This window comes from Faecalibacterium sp. PGM34 (genome assembly GCF_054456555.1).
On record NZ_CM136898.1, the window covers coordinates 1503125 to 1518248 of the forward strand.

Annotated in this window: 11 protein-coding genes and 2 pseudogenes; 6 read left to right on the plus strand and 7 right to left on the minus strand. The window is 55.7% G+C overall.

Annotated elements, in window-relative coordinates:
- Window positions 1–16 precede the first annotated feature (16 nt).
- Window positions 17–1507 carry an MFS transporter gene (locus ACXPUX_RS07025; RefSeq protein WP_458831075.1) on the minus strand — a complete coding sequence of 497 codons (1491 nt, stop codon included), beginning with the start codon at window positions 1505–1507 and terminating at the stop codon, window positions 17–19.
- A 228-nt stretch (window positions 1508–1735) separates the two neighbouring features.
- Between ACXPUX_RS07025 and ACXPUX_RS07030 the strand changes: the two genes are divergently transcribed.
- Window positions 1736–3037 (plus strand): glycoside hydrolase family 1 protein, encoded by a 1302-nt coding sequence (locus tag ACXPUX_RS07030; protein ID WP_458831077.1) that lies wholly within the window; start codon window positions 1736–1738, stop codon window positions 3035–3037.
- 135 nt (window positions 3038–3172) lie between these two features.
- Here ACXPUX_RS07030 and ACXPUX_RS07035 read toward each other — a convergent pair whose 3' ends face one another.
- Window positions 3173–3709 (minus strand): TetR/AcrR family transcriptional regulator, encoded by a 537-nt coding sequence (locus ACXPUX_RS07035; protein ID WP_458831079.1) that lies wholly within the window; start codon window positions 3707–3709, stop codon window positions 3173–3175.
- Between the two features lie 194 nt (window positions 3710–3903).
- On the opposite strand from ACXPUX_RS07035, the gene ACXPUX_RS07040 reads away from it, so the two are divergent.
- From ACXPUX_RS07040 to ACXPUX_RS07050, 3 genes are all read left to right on the plus strand, one after another.
- Window positions 3904–4911 (plus strand): SDR family NAD(P)-dependent oxidoreductase, encoded by a 1008-nt coding sequence (locus tag ACXPUX_RS07040; protein WP_117534945.1) that lies wholly within the window; start codon window positions 3904–3906, stop codon window positions 4909–4911.
- Window positions 4912–4986: 75 nt separating this feature from the next.
- Window positions 4987–6333: an MATE family efflux transporter gene (locus tag ACXPUX_RS07045; RefSeq protein ID WP_458831081.1), complete on the plus strand. Its 1347-nt coding sequence runs from the start codon at window positions 4987–4989 to the stop codon at window positions 6331–6333.
- A 36-nt stretch (window positions 6334–6369) separates the two neighbouring features.
- On the plus strand, window positions 6370–7569 hold the full coding sequence (locus tag ACXPUX_RS07050) for a helix-turn-helix domain-containing protein (RefSeq protein ID WP_458831083.1): 1200 nt from the start codon (window positions 6370–6372) through the stop codon (window positions 7567–7569).
- A gap of 88 nt (window positions 7570–7657) precedes the next feature.
- On the opposite strand, the gene rhaD is transcribed toward ACXPUX_RS07050, so the two are convergent.
- Genes rhaD through ACXPUX_RS07065 form a run of 3 tightly spaced genes read right to left on the minus strand, consistent with a single transcriptional unit; the run spans window position 7658 to window position 11083 of the window.
- The gene (gene rhaD / locus ACXPUX_RS07055; protein ID WP_458831085.1) at window positions 7658–8485 is read right to left on the minus strand and encodes a rhamnulose-1-phosphate aldolase; all 828 of its coding nucleotides are present in this window, start codon (window positions 8483–8485) and stop codon (window positions 7658–7660) included.
- Between the two features lie 19 nt (window positions 8486–8504).
- A complete protein-coding gene (locus ACXPUX_RS07060; RefSeq protein ID WP_458831087.1) occupies window positions 8505–9764 on the minus strand; it encodes an L-rhamnose isomerase in 1260 nt (419 codons plus the stop codon).
- Window positions 9765–9778: 14 nt separating this feature from the next.
- Window positions 9779–11083: a rhamnulokinase gene (locus ACXPUX_RS07065; RefSeq protein ID WP_458831089.1), complete on the minus strand. Its 1305-nt coding sequence runs from the start codon at window positions 11081–11083 to the stop codon at window positions 9779–9781.
- 154 nt (window positions 11084–11237) lie between these two features.
- Here ACXPUX_RS07065 and ACXPUX_RS07070 point away from each other — a divergent pair, with 154 nt between their 5' ends.
- Both ACXPUX_RS07070 and ACXPUX_RS07075 read left to right on the plus strand, forming a co-directional pair.
- Window positions 11238–12113, plus strand: a complete 876-nt coding sequence (locus tag ACXPUX_RS07070; protein ID WP_458831091.1) for an AraC family transcriptional regulator — start codon at window positions 11238–11240, stop codon at window positions 12111–12113.
- A gap of 224 nt (window positions 12114–12337) precedes the next feature.
- Window positions 12338–13808, plus strand: a pseudogene (locus ACXPUX_RS07075) (recombinase family protein); the annotation flags it as partial.
- A 158-nt stretch (window positions 13809–13966) separates the two neighbouring features.
- Here the strand turns inward: ACXPUX_RS07075 and ACXPUX_RS07080 are convergent.
- Complete coding sequence (locus tag ACXPUX_RS07080) at window positions 13967–15025, minus strand: site-specific integrase (protein ID WP_458831182.1); 1059 nt, start codon at window positions 15023–15025, stop codon at window positions 13967–13969.
- Window positions 15014–15121, minus strand: a pseudogene (locus ACXPUX_RS07085) (tyrosine-type recombinase/integrase); the annotation flags it as partial. The gene ACXPUX_RS07080 and the pseudogene ACXPUX_RS07085, both read right to left, overlap by 12 nt.
- Between the last annotated feature and the right edge of the window lie 3 nt (window positions 15122–15124).

The window sequence follows — 15124 nt, forward strand, 5'->3', positions numbered from 1 at the left end:
CGGTCTTTGCAGGGTGTTACTGCATCTGTTCTGCAATTACTTCATGACGAAGGGCTTCTTTCTTATCTGCGATGCGCTTCTGGACGTTGACCATTTCTTCCTTGGTCAGCGGGCAGCCCAGCATGGCGATCAGGGTGATGGCCCAGCCCAGCATGGGCAGACCGAACTTGATGGCAAGGGTCATCCAGAAGATGCCGCTGGTGTAGGGATCCGTGGGCTGGGGCATGGTGGTGGTGTAACCCAGAAGGGCGACCGCACCGGTGGCGATGACAGCAGCCACCGAGGTGATGAGCTTGTCCACCAGACTGTAAGTACCAGAAACGACAGCCGGGATATAGCGGCCGGTGCGGTCCAGCTCGTAGTCAATGGTATCGGCCATGTAAGAAGTGTTGGAGGTGGTAATGCACATCATGGAACCATTCTGCAGCAGAGTCAGCAGGACGTAAACGATCATGTTCCAGCTGCCGATCACACCGATCTGACGAGTGTCGGTAAAGATGAAGAACAGGAACAGCACAGAGGCGATGGCCATGCTGACGCAGGTCCAGGTCACGATGCCCTTCTTGCTGCCATTTTTGCCCACATACTTTGCACCGAAGGCCGCAAAGAAGATGGAAGGCACCATGCTGATCACGCTAAGGGTGGTAGCAAGACCCATGTTGCCGATGAGGATGCCGTTCAGCATCGTGTTGATGATGGCCTGGCTGCCTACCTGCTGTGCCAGCTTATCGGAAGCGTTGGAGGCGATGTAGCACTGCAGGGGCTTGTTGTGCTTGAGCACCTCAAGAATATCCGCAGTTTTCAGCGGCTCGTGTTTTTTGCTGGTGCCCTCGAAGTTTTCGGGCTTATCGTAGGCAGAGATACCGGCGCAGACGATCAGGGTGCCGATGCCGGCAATGAGCAGCACGATGGTGCAGACCGTGCTGAGGAAATCCTGATTAAAGGTGCCGCCGCACTTGGGCAGGATGACGGTGTAGATCAGCATACTCATGCCCATGGGCACGAAGTAGTTCAGCGCAGTGCTCCAGACACCGATGGTGGGACGCTGGCGGGGATCGTTGGTCATGATAGCCGGCAGGGTCTGGGCGGTCATGTTGGTGACGGTATAGCCGATGATGTAAATAATGTAGGTCAAAACGAACACCGGCAGACCGAAGCCCTTGCTGGAGCACAGGTTGAACATACACAGCAGACCGACAGCCTCGATCAGATAGCCGCTGATCAGCAGAACGCGCAGCTTGCCGAAACGGGTGTTGACGCGGTCGTAGATGAACGCCAGCATCGGGTCGGTAAAGCCGTCCAGAATGCGGGCCAGCATCAGGATGAGACCGACGGTCGCAGTGGTGATGCCGTAGCCGATGCTGGCAGAATAACTGGCCATACCGATCAGGGAATAGATGCTCATGCCCACAAAAGCGTTGCAGGCGTAACAGATGATCTGCCAGAGCTTTGCACGACGGTACTGGACGCCGTCTACTTCACTGGCACTGGGTTTCTTTTGGAACATAATGATTTTCCTCCTTTTTGTGTGAACTGAGTTCCGCTTTCTCTGACACCAGAATAACAGAATGCAACAGCCACTGCCGGATGAAAAACGATAGTTAAGGATAAAAATTCGTGCAATAATTTGTGATGCGTGAATTTGCGCCTGCCTTCACGATTTATTGTCCCATAGGGGCAAAACAGGTCTGCTACAATAGCCTCAACAAGCAACACGCAGGAAGGGAGAACCATCATGCAGAAATTTGAAAAAGGCTTTTTCATCGGTGCTGCAACAGCAGCTCATCAGGTGGAGGGCAACAATACGAATAGTGACTACTGGGCACAGGAGCAGCTGCCCCATTCCAGCTTTACGGAGCCCAGCGGCATTGCCTGCGACCATTATCAACGGTACGAAGAAGATATCAAGCTCTTGGCTGATGCCGGGCTGAATGCCTACCGCTTTTCTATCGAGTGGGCACGGGTAGAGCCGGAGGAAGGAAAGTTCAACCCGGAAGCCATCGAGCATTACCGCAAGGTGATCGCCTGCTGCAAAGCGCATGGCGTAGAACCCATCGTGACGCTGCTGCACTTCACCAGCCCGAAATGGCTCATCTGCAAGGGCGGCTGGGAAACCGAAAGCACCGTAGAGGATTTTAAACGTTATGTGACCTATGTGATGGAACAGCTGGGCAGCGAGCTGCGCTATGTCTGCACCATCAACGAGGCCAATATGGGCTTGCAGCTTGCCGCGATCTCCAAGCGGTTCCGTCTGATGGCAGAGCGGGCCGCCCAAAATGCCGCATCGGCCGGAAAGTCTGCCGAGGGCACGGTGCAGGTGGGAATGAACTTCCAGAAGATGATGGAAAACATGAAGTATGCTGCCATGGAGAATGCACAGGCGTTCGGCACACCCCAGCCGCAGATCTTTGTCAGCGAGCGCACCCCGGAAGGTGATCTGCTGGTGATGCGTGCCCATGCAGCCGCACGAGATGCCGTCAAAGCCCTCTGCCCGCAGGTCAAGGTGGGTCTGACCCTTTCGCTGCACGACTTGCAGGCACAGCCCGGCGGCGAAGCCTTTGCCGAGGCCGCATGGCAGGAGGAGTTCACCCATTATCTGCCTTATATCAAAGACGATGATTTTCTGGGTGTGCAGAACTATACCCGCACCCTTTATGGCCCGCAGGGGCAGCTGCCGGCACCGGAGGGCGCAGAACTGACCCAGATGGACTACGAGGTCTATCCGCAGGCACTGGAACACGTCATTCGCAAGGTGGCAGAGGAATTCAAGGGTGACCTGATTGTGACCGAAAACGGCATTGCCACCGCCGATGATACCCGCCGTGTGGCATTTATCCGGCAGGCACTGGATGGCGTGCAGCACTGCATCGCCGACGGCATCCCGGTGAAGGGATACTTCCATTGGAGCCTGATGGACAACTTTGAGTGGCAGAAGGGCTATGCCATGCAGTTTGGTCTGATCGCCGTGAACCGCGAAACGATGGAGCGGACAGCAAAGCCCAGCCTTGGGGTGCTGGGGGAGTATTGCGGAGCTTGAGAGCGGCTTTGGACATGAACAAGGTATGTCTTGACCGAAACGGATGAAGCCCTGTTCATCAAAAAAGCAAAAAAGTAATTTTGAACCAGAAAAGCCGCGCAGAGCTATCGTTTTCGATAACATGCACGGTTTTTTTCAGCAGGAGAATTGAATGGAACGGACACCATCCGCAACCACGGCGGCGATCACATCAATTTGTTTCTGTGCCAGTTTTGCGTCGGTGTTCAGAAGCCCGGAAAGACCGTTCATTACAAAAATCAGGATCGCACCGACATTTTCATATTGGGATGGTTCCATGTTTGCGAGTTTGATTTGTTCCAGAATCGCATCACGCAGATGCTGTGTAAAGCGGTTCATCGCGGATGCAGGAACCACACCGAGATAATCGGTCGCCTGCTGGAGATTAGCAAACATCTCCCGCACAAAAGCCTCCGGCGTATCCAGCAGCTGCTGTGCGCCGCCCATATTGTCGCAGACGAGCTGGACCGTTTGCCGCTCCATTTCGGCGGTGAGGGCATCCAGCGTTTCATAGTGGGAATAAAAGGTTGTTTTGTTGATCTCGGCCCGTTCGGCAATTTCTTTGACCGTGATCTTTTCAATCGGCTTCTCCCGCAGCAGGGCAACAAACGCTTTCTGAATGGCACGCTTCGTTTTTTTGACCCGGATATCCATAGAATTCCTCCATCAATTAATTTCATAAAGGGTGCTTAACCAACGCTTTGAACGTGATTCGTTGCTTAAACACCGGATACGCCGGAAACTGCTGATTGCGGCCCCTGCGGCGCAGTGCTATTATAGCACCATGGAGATGGATAAGCAACTCACAGTTGAGTATTTGAGAATGAAACATCAAGTGGAGGCATTTTATGGATTTTAACAGTGTCAAAGGTAAAGTGGCCATCGTCACCGGCGCAAGCCGTGGCATCGGCCGGGCCATTGCTGAGTGCTTTGGCGAAAACGGCATGAAGGTGGTCTGTGCAGCCCGCAGTGCAGAGCAGGGGCGGGCTGTGGCAGATGGCATCTGCGCCAAGGGCGGCGATGCCATCTTTATCCAGACCGATTGCAGCAAGGCTTCTGCCATCAAAGAACTGGTGGATAAGACGGTGACGCACTACGGCAAGCTGGATGGCGTTGTCAGCAACGCAGGCATCGGCATGGGCGGCACACCGCTGCATGAGTATGAGGTAGAGGATTACGAGAAGATCTTCTCCCTGAACAGTGAGGGTGTCTTTGCCGGGATGAAGTACGGCGCAGAGGCCATCCTCAAGAGCCACAGCGAAGGCGGATTCCTCATCAATGTGGCATCGGTGGCGGGTCTTGTGCCCCAGCGTGGACAGGCGCTGTACAGTGCCACCAAGTTCGGCGTGGTCGGCATGACCCGCGCAGCGGCGCTGGATTACGCAGAATACGGCATTACCGTCAACGCCATCTGTCCCGGCTACACCAGAACCAGCATTTTCGGGGATGCACCGGCTGCGGCCATGGACTTCTTTGCAGCCGACTGCCCGGCAAAGCGGATGGGCGACCCGGAGGAGTGCGCTGCATTGGCACTTTTCCTTGCCAGCGGTCTGGCACGGTACATCACCGGTGCAGCCATCCCGGTGGACGGCGCACTGTCTGCCGGACACCAGAGCATCAGCAGCTGGAAGCACCCGGAAATTTTGACCGGCGGCAAGCTGAACAGCCAGAGCACGATTGCAGCACTGATGGAAAACGAGGCCGCAAAAGCCATCGTGGAGCAGTACCTGCCCGGTTTTGCCGACAACCAGCAGGCAAAAGCTGCCTACGGCATGACATTTGGCAAGATCGGCCCTATGCTGGGTCTGCCGGAAACGGCGCTGAAAGCACTGCTGGATGCGCTGGACAACCTGTGACCGAAGCAGCCCGGAAAGCCCCCTTGACAGGGGCTTTCGTTCTGCCTGCGTGCGGTTGATTTTTGGGAGGAGACCATGAAAAACGAAGCACTTTTCCGTACCGGTTCTGTCTGGAAATCTATCATTTCCATGGCGGTGCCCTCCATTATCATTATCCTTGTCATGGTGCTGTACAACATGGCGGATATGTTTTTTGTGGGCTGTCTGGGCGATACCGCACAGGTGGCGGCGGTCTCCGTTGTGGGACCGGTGTTTTCGATCCTTGCGGCAGTGGCGACCATGCTTGGCGCAGGCAGCAGCGCCATGGTTGCACGCTGCTTTGGCGCAGGCGAGATCGAGCAGGGCAAGACTTGCTCCTCGCTCTGCTTCTGGAGCTGCTTTTTTCTGGGCGTTCTGGTCAGCATCGGTCTGCTGGTGGGCAGAGTGCCACTTCTGGGGGTGCTGGGCTCAAATGCAGAATTTTTTCCCTATGCAGAGCGGTATCTTCGGGTCCTTGCACTGGGTGCGCCGCTTTTTATCCTGTCCAACAGCATGGCGATGCTGGTGCGTGCAGAGGGCGCAGTAAAAGAAGGCCTGATCGGCAATCTTCTGGGCACGCTGGTCAACTGCATTTTTGACCCGCTGTTCATTCTGGTGCTGAACTTCGGCGTCAGCGGTGCGGCTGCTGCCAGTGTGCTGGGCAATCTTGTGGCGACGGGCTGCTATCTGCGCTACATCGTCAAACACGGCACGGTGCTGACCGTTGATTTCCGTCCTGCCCTGAAAAAGCCGCAGATGCTGGGTGAGATGCTGGCCATTGGTCTGCCCAACGGGATCAGCAGCCTGCTGGCAGGGTTTGCCTCCTCCTTCAGCAACCGGCTGCTGGTGACCCACGGTACGGCGGCGGTCGCAGCTATGGCAGCGGCAGGCAAGACGACCATGGTCATCAGCATGATCGCCATGGCGATCTGCATGGGCTGCCAGCCGCTTCTGGCGTACAGCTACGGCGCAGGCGACTCAAAACGTTTGAAACAGCTTTTGAAGGATCTGATCCTGCTGACCGTTGTTTTTGGCGTCCTTACCGGAGCTGCCAGCTTTGCCGGACGCAATGCGCTGATCGGGATGTTCATCAAGGAAGAAGGCGCTTTCCGTCTGGGAACGCAGCTGGTGGTCTATCTGGTTCTGGGCAGCCCGGTGATCGGTCTGACCTATCTGGCAACCAATTTGCTGCAATCTGTGGGCAAGGCAAGCGGTGCGGTGGTGCTCTCTCTTTTGCGGCAGGGGCTGCTGCTGATTCCGCTGCTGTACCTGATGAATGCGCTTTGCGGCGTGCAGGGCATTGCGGCGGCGCACCTGATAGCAGACGTTGGCGCTGCGGCTATCTCTGCGGGCATCCTGCTGCACTGGCTCCGGGCATCGGTGGAAAAAACGGCGGAAGTATGATATACTGCTTTTATCAATGAGCCGGAGGGGTTACACATGGATGTTCTCCAGAATATGATGCTGTTTTCCGAGCTTGTCCAGTGCGGCGGAAATGTATATACATGGTGCTATGATGCACAGGGGAAGCTCTTGCGGAGCAACTGCCCGGACGAGGCATTTCTTGCCAGTGCATTTGAACTGTTCGGCTGCAAACAGCGGATGCTGGAGCAGGGGGATCGGGACGATGTACCCGTTACCTTGGGGACGGCATTGGGTCTTTTGTGGGGCGCAGCCTTTGAAAAGGAAGAGGGAAAACTGAAGCGTGTCTGGGTCATCGGGCCGGTGTTCTATCAGGATGTGACAATGCGCGGGATCGAGGAAGGGCTGAAATATTACAGCAAGCTGGAGATCAGTGTGGCATGGACGATCCAGCTTTACAAAGCCCTTGAAAAAGTTCCTACCCTGCAAAACACCATTATGAACCGCTATCTGCTGATGATGCACTACTGCCTGACCGGGCAGCGGCTGGAGCTGAGCAGTGTGAACAGCAGTGCAGTACAGGACGAACGACTGAAAAGCGATGCGATTCCCCATGACCGGCATAAGATCTGGATGGCGGAGCAGGGAATGCTGCAAATGGTCCGCACCGGAGACCTGAATTACAAGCAGGCACTTTCCAACAGTATGAGCATGAGTGCAGGCGTGCCGGTGCAGAGCAGCGATGTTCTGCGCCAGAGTAAGACTTCCATCATCGTGTTCACCTCGCTGGTGTGCCGTGCCGCCATTGAGGGCGGTCTTTCCCCGGAGGAGGCGTACTCGCTGGGGGACAGCTACATTCAGACGGCGGAAGCGGCAAAATCGTTGGATGAACTGAGCCCGCTTGCAATGATGATGTACGATGATTTCATTCGGCGTGTCCACAAACACCGGACGAACCCCAACCTCAGTATGCAGATCCAGAAATGTGTGGATTATATCGAGATGAATCTGGACAAAAAGATCGTGGCGGAAGATCTTGCCGCCCTGGTGGGCTACACGGAATACTACCTCACCCATAAATTCAAGGAAGAAACGGGTCTGAGCGTCACGAACTATGTGAAGTTTGCAAAGGTCGAACGCGCGAAGGTTCTGCTGAAAAGCACAACGCTCAGCGTCCGGGAAATTTCCGAGCAGCTTGGCTTTGCCACCCGCAATTATTTCAGCGCAGTCTTTCAGCAGGTCGCCGGAAAAACACCTATGGAGTTCCGGGAAACATAAAGCAGAACAGGCATCCTGTGATACCATTTGGCGGTATCGGACAGGATGCCTGTTCTGCTAGGATGAAGAAAAATGGGGGGAGAAAGGCTCAGTTAAGGAACTTCTCGTTCAGGGTCACGCCAAAGTCGTGGGCAATGGCGCGCAGGTCATCGTCGGTGATGGTCTGCCGGATGATGCCGCCGCCCATGGAGAGCACCTTGACGTAGATCTCAGCACTCTTTTCGATGGTGTGGGCAAGACCAAAGGTGATGTCAAAGTCCGGACCGGAGGCAAACAGACCGTGCTGCGCCCAGACGGCTGCCTGATAGTGCTTCATCAGCTCACTGGTGGCCATGGCAATGTCCGCCCCGCCGGGCACCATCCAGGGGCAGACGCCCACACCCTCCGGGAACACCACCGGGCACTCGGTGGCGCTCTGCCACAGGGCACGGGTGAAGTCCCGGTCGGTCAGGGGCAGGATGTAGGTCAGGGCAATGACGTTGGTGGCGTGGCAGTGGTAGATGACACGGTTTGCGCCATTGGTGGCAGCCTTGCGGACGCTGTGGTTCATAAAGTGGCTGGGGAACTCGCTGGTAGGCTTTGCGCCGCCCTCCAAGCCCCAGACGATGCGCCAGCTGTCGCCCTTTTCGTTGATCTCCACAATGCCGATGCTGTGGACAGGGTCCGGTTCTACATTGCGGAAGAATTTGCCCGAACCGGTGGTGATGAAATACTCGCCAGCCAGATTATCTGCCTGCACCCCCATGTTCACCCACTCCCGTGGCTGCGGGTCAAAGAAGGGGCGGCACTGGGCCACTTCCTCCTCCTTCATGCGGTAGGTCAGGTTGCCGCCGTTGCGCTCGTGCCAGCCCTGCAGCCAGCCATCGTTGCACATCCGCATAAAGCCTTTTACAATCTCAATATCCAGAATACCCATCTTCAAAAACCTCTCTCATTCAAATGCGCTTGCTCAGCACGTTCTGCTCGTACTTTTTGACTTCCTCAAACCATGCACCGTCCACCGGCACACTGTTCCGGCGGCAGTATTCGTCCCAGACCTCGCCAAAGGGCAGGGTCTTCAGCTCCTCCTGCCGAACCATCAGCTCGGTGAACTGGTTGGTGTCCTGCAGCTCCTTCAGCACCGTATGCGGGGTGCACAGGGCAGACAACAGCGCCTTTTCCACGTTGCGGAAGCCCACCGTCCATGCGGAGATGCGGTTGATGGAAGCATCAAAGTAATCCAGTGCAATGTTCACCCGGCCGTCCAGACCGCCGCAGCGCACGATCTCCTTGCAAATCTCCTTCGTTTCATCGTCGAACAGTACCACATGGTCGGAGTCCCAGCGGATGGGGCGGGTGATGTGGAGCGCGATCTCCGGGAAGAAGGCCAGCAGGGCGGGGATCTTATCGCTGACCACCTCGGTGGGATGGTAGTGGCCGTTATCCATCAGAGGAATGCACTTTTCCCGGTTGAAGGCGGCGTAGCTCAGGGCAAACTCGGCGCTGCCCACGGTGTACGCCTCCACACCGATGCCGAACACCTTGCTCTCGATGCAGGGCTTCACCAGCTTGAAGTCGTAAGGCACGCTCAAAATCTCGTCGATGCTGGCCTTGTAGCGGTCGCGAGGGCCTTTGCGGTCCGCAGGTACGTCCTTGAAGCCGTCGCCTGTCCAGATGTTCATGGTGCAGGGCTGCCCAAGCTCCTCGGCCAGATACTGACTGATGCGGATGCAGGCCTTGCCGTGTTCCACCCAGAATTTCCGGGTCTCCTCGTTGGGGCTGGCAAGGGTCAGTGGGTCGCACTTGGGGTGGGAGAAAAAGGTGGGGTTAAAGTCTGCGCCTAGCCCTCTTGCCTTGCAGAAATCCACCCATTTTTTGAAGTGCTTGGGCTCCAGCTTGTCCCGGTCCACCCACGGGCTTTCTTCGTCAAAAATGGCGTAGGAGGCATGGAGGTTGATCTTTTTGGTGCCGGGGCAAAGGGAAAGCACCTTGTCCATATCAGCCATCAGCTCCTCCGGGGTGCGGGCACGGCCGGGGTAGTTGCCGGTGGTTTGGATGCCGCCGGTCAGGGGCTTGGTGGGGTCGGTGTCGAAGCCCCGGACATCATCTCCCTGCCAGCAGTGCAGGGAGATAGGCACGGTCTTTAACCGGGCAATGGCAGCTTCGGTGTCCACGCCAATGGCGGCGTAGCGGGCTTTTGCTTCTGCGTAACTCATACGGTTCCTCCTTCTTAAATCTGCATCTGAATTTTCAAATTGCCGATGGCGGTGGCCTCGATGGGCAGCGCCACCACCTGTTTTCCGGTATAGTGAGCGGTCAGCTCGTTCAGGGTAGCGTTCTTTGCGCCGCCGCCTGCGATGTAGAGCTTATCCCAGTGCTGGCCGGTGAGGGCTTCCAGCTCCCGGAAAGCCTCCCCATAGCAGTACGCCAGCGAATGATAGACACTGTTGATGAGGTCGGCATCCGTGGCAGGGGCCTCGCCGGTCTCGGCGAGAGCCGTGCGAATCTCTGCGCGCATATCCTGCGGGGCAGAGAAGCGGGCTGCGTTCACATCAAAAATGCGGGTGTAGGTGCTGGTCTTGGCCAGCTCCACCATCTCGGCAAAGGAGATGCCCAGTTGTTTTTGCACGCACTGGATGATCCACAGACCCATGATGTTTTTCAGGTAGCGGATGTACCCCACGCCGCCCTCGTTGGTAAAGTTGGCGCGGCAGCTTTCCGGGCTGGTGATGGGCTTTGTCAGCTTGACCCCCAGCAGGCTCCATGTACCGGAGGAGAGGAACGGTGCATCGCCCTGCTCCATGGGGATGCCCTCCACGGCGCTGGCGGTGTCGTGGGTGGCGCACAGCACTACCTTGGTCTGCCCACCCACCTCGGCGGCAATGTGGGGCAGCAGGGACCCCAGCACCGTGCCGGGTGCAGTCAGCTTTGGGAACATTGTTTCCGGTAGGCCAAGTGCCTGCAGGATCTCCGAATCGTACTCCTTGGTCTGGGCATTCACAAGGCCGGTGGAGGTGGCGTTGGTGTACTCCCGCGCCTTCACGCCGCAGAGCTTCCACAGCAGGTATTCCGGGATCATCAAAAAGTCCTCGGCCTGTGCCAGCCGACCGGCTTTTTTGTCGGCATACAGCTGATAAATGCTGTTGAAGGGCTGGAACTGGATGCCGGTGCGCTGGTAGAGTTGCGCAAAGGGCAGAATGTTGTGGACTTCGGGGGTGACCGCCTGCGTCCGGCTGTCCCGGTAGGCGTAGACCGGGGAGAGGGGCTGGCCGTTTTTCAGCAGCACATAGTCCACCGCCCAGGTGTCGATGGAAAGGCTCTCAATGACCGGGTACTTTGCAAAGGCTTCCCGGATGCCCTGCTTCACGTTGGCAAACAGGCTGTCGATGTCCCATTCCAGATGACCGTCCACCCGCTGGACGCTATTGGGAAAACGGTACACTTCCTCGGTGCGGAGAACACCGTTCTCCACCCATCCCACAATGTGCCGCCCGCTGGACGCACCAATGTCGATGGCAAGATAATTTTTGTGCATAATGCGCCTCCTGTGTGACCTTGTCTGCTACCAGTATAGCGGCATGATGCTCGCAATTCCATCCGCAAAGGTGACACATTCTTTGTGAAAAGTCTACTCTTGCGCTGCAAAGGCAGGTGCGCTATACTGGGCACAGAAAGAGAGGGAACGGAAAATGCTGACCTACAACATGGATGTGACCCCGGAGAGTGTATGGAAACGCACTACCCCCAGCGAAGCAGAGCTGGCACAGCCCTACTACTGCACCGAGGCGGGAGTGTTTTACGCCCAGCAGCATTTTTCCACCGCCCGGACAGATAAGGAAAGTTACATCCTGTTTTATACCCTCCGGGGTGCAGGGCTGATTGAGCAGGGGGAAAGCCATGTGGTGCTCAGCACCGGGCAGGCGCTGCTGCTGAACTGCCGCACCCCACAGAGCTACTGCACCGCTCCGGGGCAAAGCTGCTGGCATCATTATTGGGTGCATCTGGACGGCGCAGGGGTCGCCGCCATGGAGCCGCTGCTGCTGCCGGGCAAAAAACTGACCCCGGTGCAGCTCACCGGGGTCAAGATGCAGGAATATTTTGAAATGCTTTTGGGGCAGATGGAGCGCAGCACCGTGGACAGCATGGTGCACACCGGATTGGCTCTCCACGAAATGCTTGCCTTATGTGCACAGAGCATTCTTGCAGAAGCTGAAACCACCAGCGCACGGCAGGTCATTTTGCAGGCAGCGGAGACCCTGCGCAAAAATTACCAGCAGGAACTTTGCCTTGCCGACCTGCTGGCAGAGGCGCACATGAGCAAAAGCTATTTTCTGCGGCTGTTCCGGCGGTATATGGGCACAACACCGTATAATTATCTGGTCAACTTTCGCATCACACAGGCAAAGGAACTGCTTGTCCTTACCGACCACAGCGTCAGCGAAATTGCACAGAAGGTAGGCTTTGGGGATGCCAGCAATTTTTCCACCCGCTTTGCAAAAGCCACCGGGCAAAGCCCTCTGCAATACCGCAAAAGTGCGCTGAAGCCGCTGGAGGGGGCATGGTGAGCGGAGGAATTGTGTCAAAATGACACAATTCCTCCGGGTGCTTTCATAGAACCATGGAATGTGAATGTTTTGCCTTTAAAGAGCGTTCGTTTTTTTGATGAATCTTATGAGAAACGTAAAAAATGCTTGCAATCATCTGTAAAATATGGTATATCCATTATACGAAACATTGCTTTGAAAAAACGATCCACCGTTCAATGATGTATAAATGGGAGGTGCCTGCCATGACTGCTGTGATCTATGCTCGTTATTCAACTGACAGCCAGCGCGAGGAATCCATTGAAGGTCAGATCCGGGAATGCACCGCCTATGCGGAAAAGAATGGCTTCACGGTGGTAAAGCATTACATTGACCGTGCCGTCTCCGCAAAAACGGACAACCGCCCGCAGTTCCAGCAGATGATCAAGGACAGCGAACGCGGCATCTTTGATGTCATCATTGTCTGGAAGCTGGATCGTTTTGCCCGGAACCGCTACGACAGTGCCCGGTACAAGACCCAACTGAAGCGGAACGGCGTGAAACTGGTATCGGCAACGGAAGTCATTTCGGCTGGCCCGGAGGGCATCATTCTGGAATCGGTGCTGGAAGGTTACGCCGAATACTACTCGGCTGACCTGTCCGAAAAGGTCGTGCGCGGCATGACCGAGAACGCTCTCAAGGGCATTTATAATGGTGGCACGATTCCGTTCGGCTACATGATCGATGAGACCCGGCATTACCAGCCCGACCCGTTGTTGGCTCCGTATGTGGAGCAGACGTTCCAGAAGTATGCGGACGGTGCGACCATGACTGACCTGCGGGATTGGTTAAAGGCACACAACATCAAAAATTCAATGGGCGGGGAGATGTCCTACAATACGATTCAGCGGATGCTGAGCAATCGACGGTACATCGGCGAGTTGCGTTTGCGGGATGTGGTACAGCCCAATGCGATCCCGGCTCTTGTGTCAGAGGACCTGTTCAACAAAGTACAGGAAAAGCTGGCGAAAAATAAAAAGGCCCCTGCCCGTCATAAGGCAGAGGAAAGCTATCTGCTTACCACCAAGCTGTACTGCGGTAAGTGCGGAGCGCTGATGTTTGGCGAAAGCGGTGTCAGCCACACCGGGAAGATGTACACCTATTATAAGTGTGCTGCTGCCAAGAAGAAAAAGACCTGCGATAAAAAGGCCGTGCGGAAACAGTGGCTGGAAGATCTGGTTGTCAACGAGACCATGAAACTGGTGGAAGACGATGCTTCCATGAATGCTATCATCGCCAAGGTCATGGAGCTGCAAAATCAGGAAAGCACAGACCTGCCCATCTACGAAAAGCAGTTGAAGGAAACGGAAGTCGGCATCACCAATATGCTGAACGCTATCCAGATGGGCATTCTGACCAGCTCCACCAAGGAACGGCTGGAAACTCTGGAAGATCAGCGAAAAGAACTGCAAGCCCGCATTGCAGAGGAACGGCTGGCTAAGCCAAAGATGAAAGAGGAGTTCGTCCGGTTTTGGCTGCTTCGCTTCCGCAAGCTGGATATGACCCAGCCGGAGCAGCGGCAGGCACTGGTGGACACCTTCATCAATGCCATCTATCTCTACGATGATAAGGTACTTATTACCTTTAATTATAAGGAAGGTACAGAAACGGTCGCTTTCGGGGAAGCCGTAAAAGCGGAGAAAAGTTCGGATATGAGTGCGCGAGGTGCACCAGATATTGAACGTCAAATCGTAAGATTTGACGCTCTTTTTCGTTATGTAACCCCGAAAAATCGGGGCCTGCACGGTCAATGCACGGTTTTTGCACGGTTGGTGTTTTCGTGGGAATCCTCTGCATGGGCTGGAATTGCTTTGAAATGCGTGGTAAATTTTGCATCAGGTCAGCAGAGCCAGACGGAGCTGTGCCTTTACTTCGGGGTCTGCATTCTTCAGCAGTTCCAGCAGAGCAGTCATAGAAATGGTCGGTTCGCCTTCGGCGGGTACAGCCTGCGGGCTGGGGTTTTCGGACTTAGCATAGAAACCTTCCTCGAACTTCCTGCCCAGCTCTACACGGGAGGACTGCTGGATGTGGGCGTAGGTGTTCACCAGCATATCTGCCGTAGCGTGTCCTGTGGTGCCCTGAACGGCTTTCACATCGCCGCCGGAGATCATCAGCTGATAGGTGGCACTGGAATGGCGCAGACCGTGAAAGACGATGCGGGGGAACTCCGGGTGTGCATCCTGCCATTTGAGGAACTTCTTGCGAATCAGCACAGGCTCCACCGCCAGACCGTTGGGCAGACGGAACAGCATTCCGCTGTCATGGTAACGTGCCGGGTCTTTTCTCTCGTCTGCCGCTAACTGATTCAGCCACTTCTTCAATTCCTCTTTCAGAGCAGAGGTCATGAAGATGGTGCGGCAGGAGGATGCCGTTTTAGTGCTTTTCAGGATGAGGGAAGTGGTGCTGCGCTCCAGCTTGTCCGGGAATACCTTGATGATGCAGCCATCATCTACTTGATTCAGGGCTTCTTTTCGCACCCGCTGCATGGACTTGTTGATATGGAACGTTCCGATGCCATCTGCGGCATCAAAATCGAGATCTTCCGGGGTCAGACCTACGATCTCGCCCTCTCGCAGTGCGCCCACCAGTGTGAGGTGGACTGCCAGATGCAGGATGGGGTCCTCCATGCTGTCCAGAGCCGCCCGCATCTCCTCTACCGTCCAGATGGTGCGCTCCTGCGTGGACTTCTTGGGGCTGTCCACGGGAACAGGACTTTTGACGAGAATACCCCACTCTACGGCATATTGGAAGGCTGTACCCAGTAGCCGATGCACCTCATGGATGGTGGTGCCGGAAAGAAACCGCTGCTTCTGCTTTTCGGTCAGTTCCTGCTTCTTTCCCTCGATATACGAACCGCAGGGCGTTTTGCTCAGGGTCGTGTAGAGGTTCTCCATGTGGTAGGGCTTGAGTTTTTGCATCTCCATGCTGCCGATATATGGGATAATAAGGTTCTGGATGGTGGAAAGGTTGGATTCGTAGGTTTTGGGTGCCCA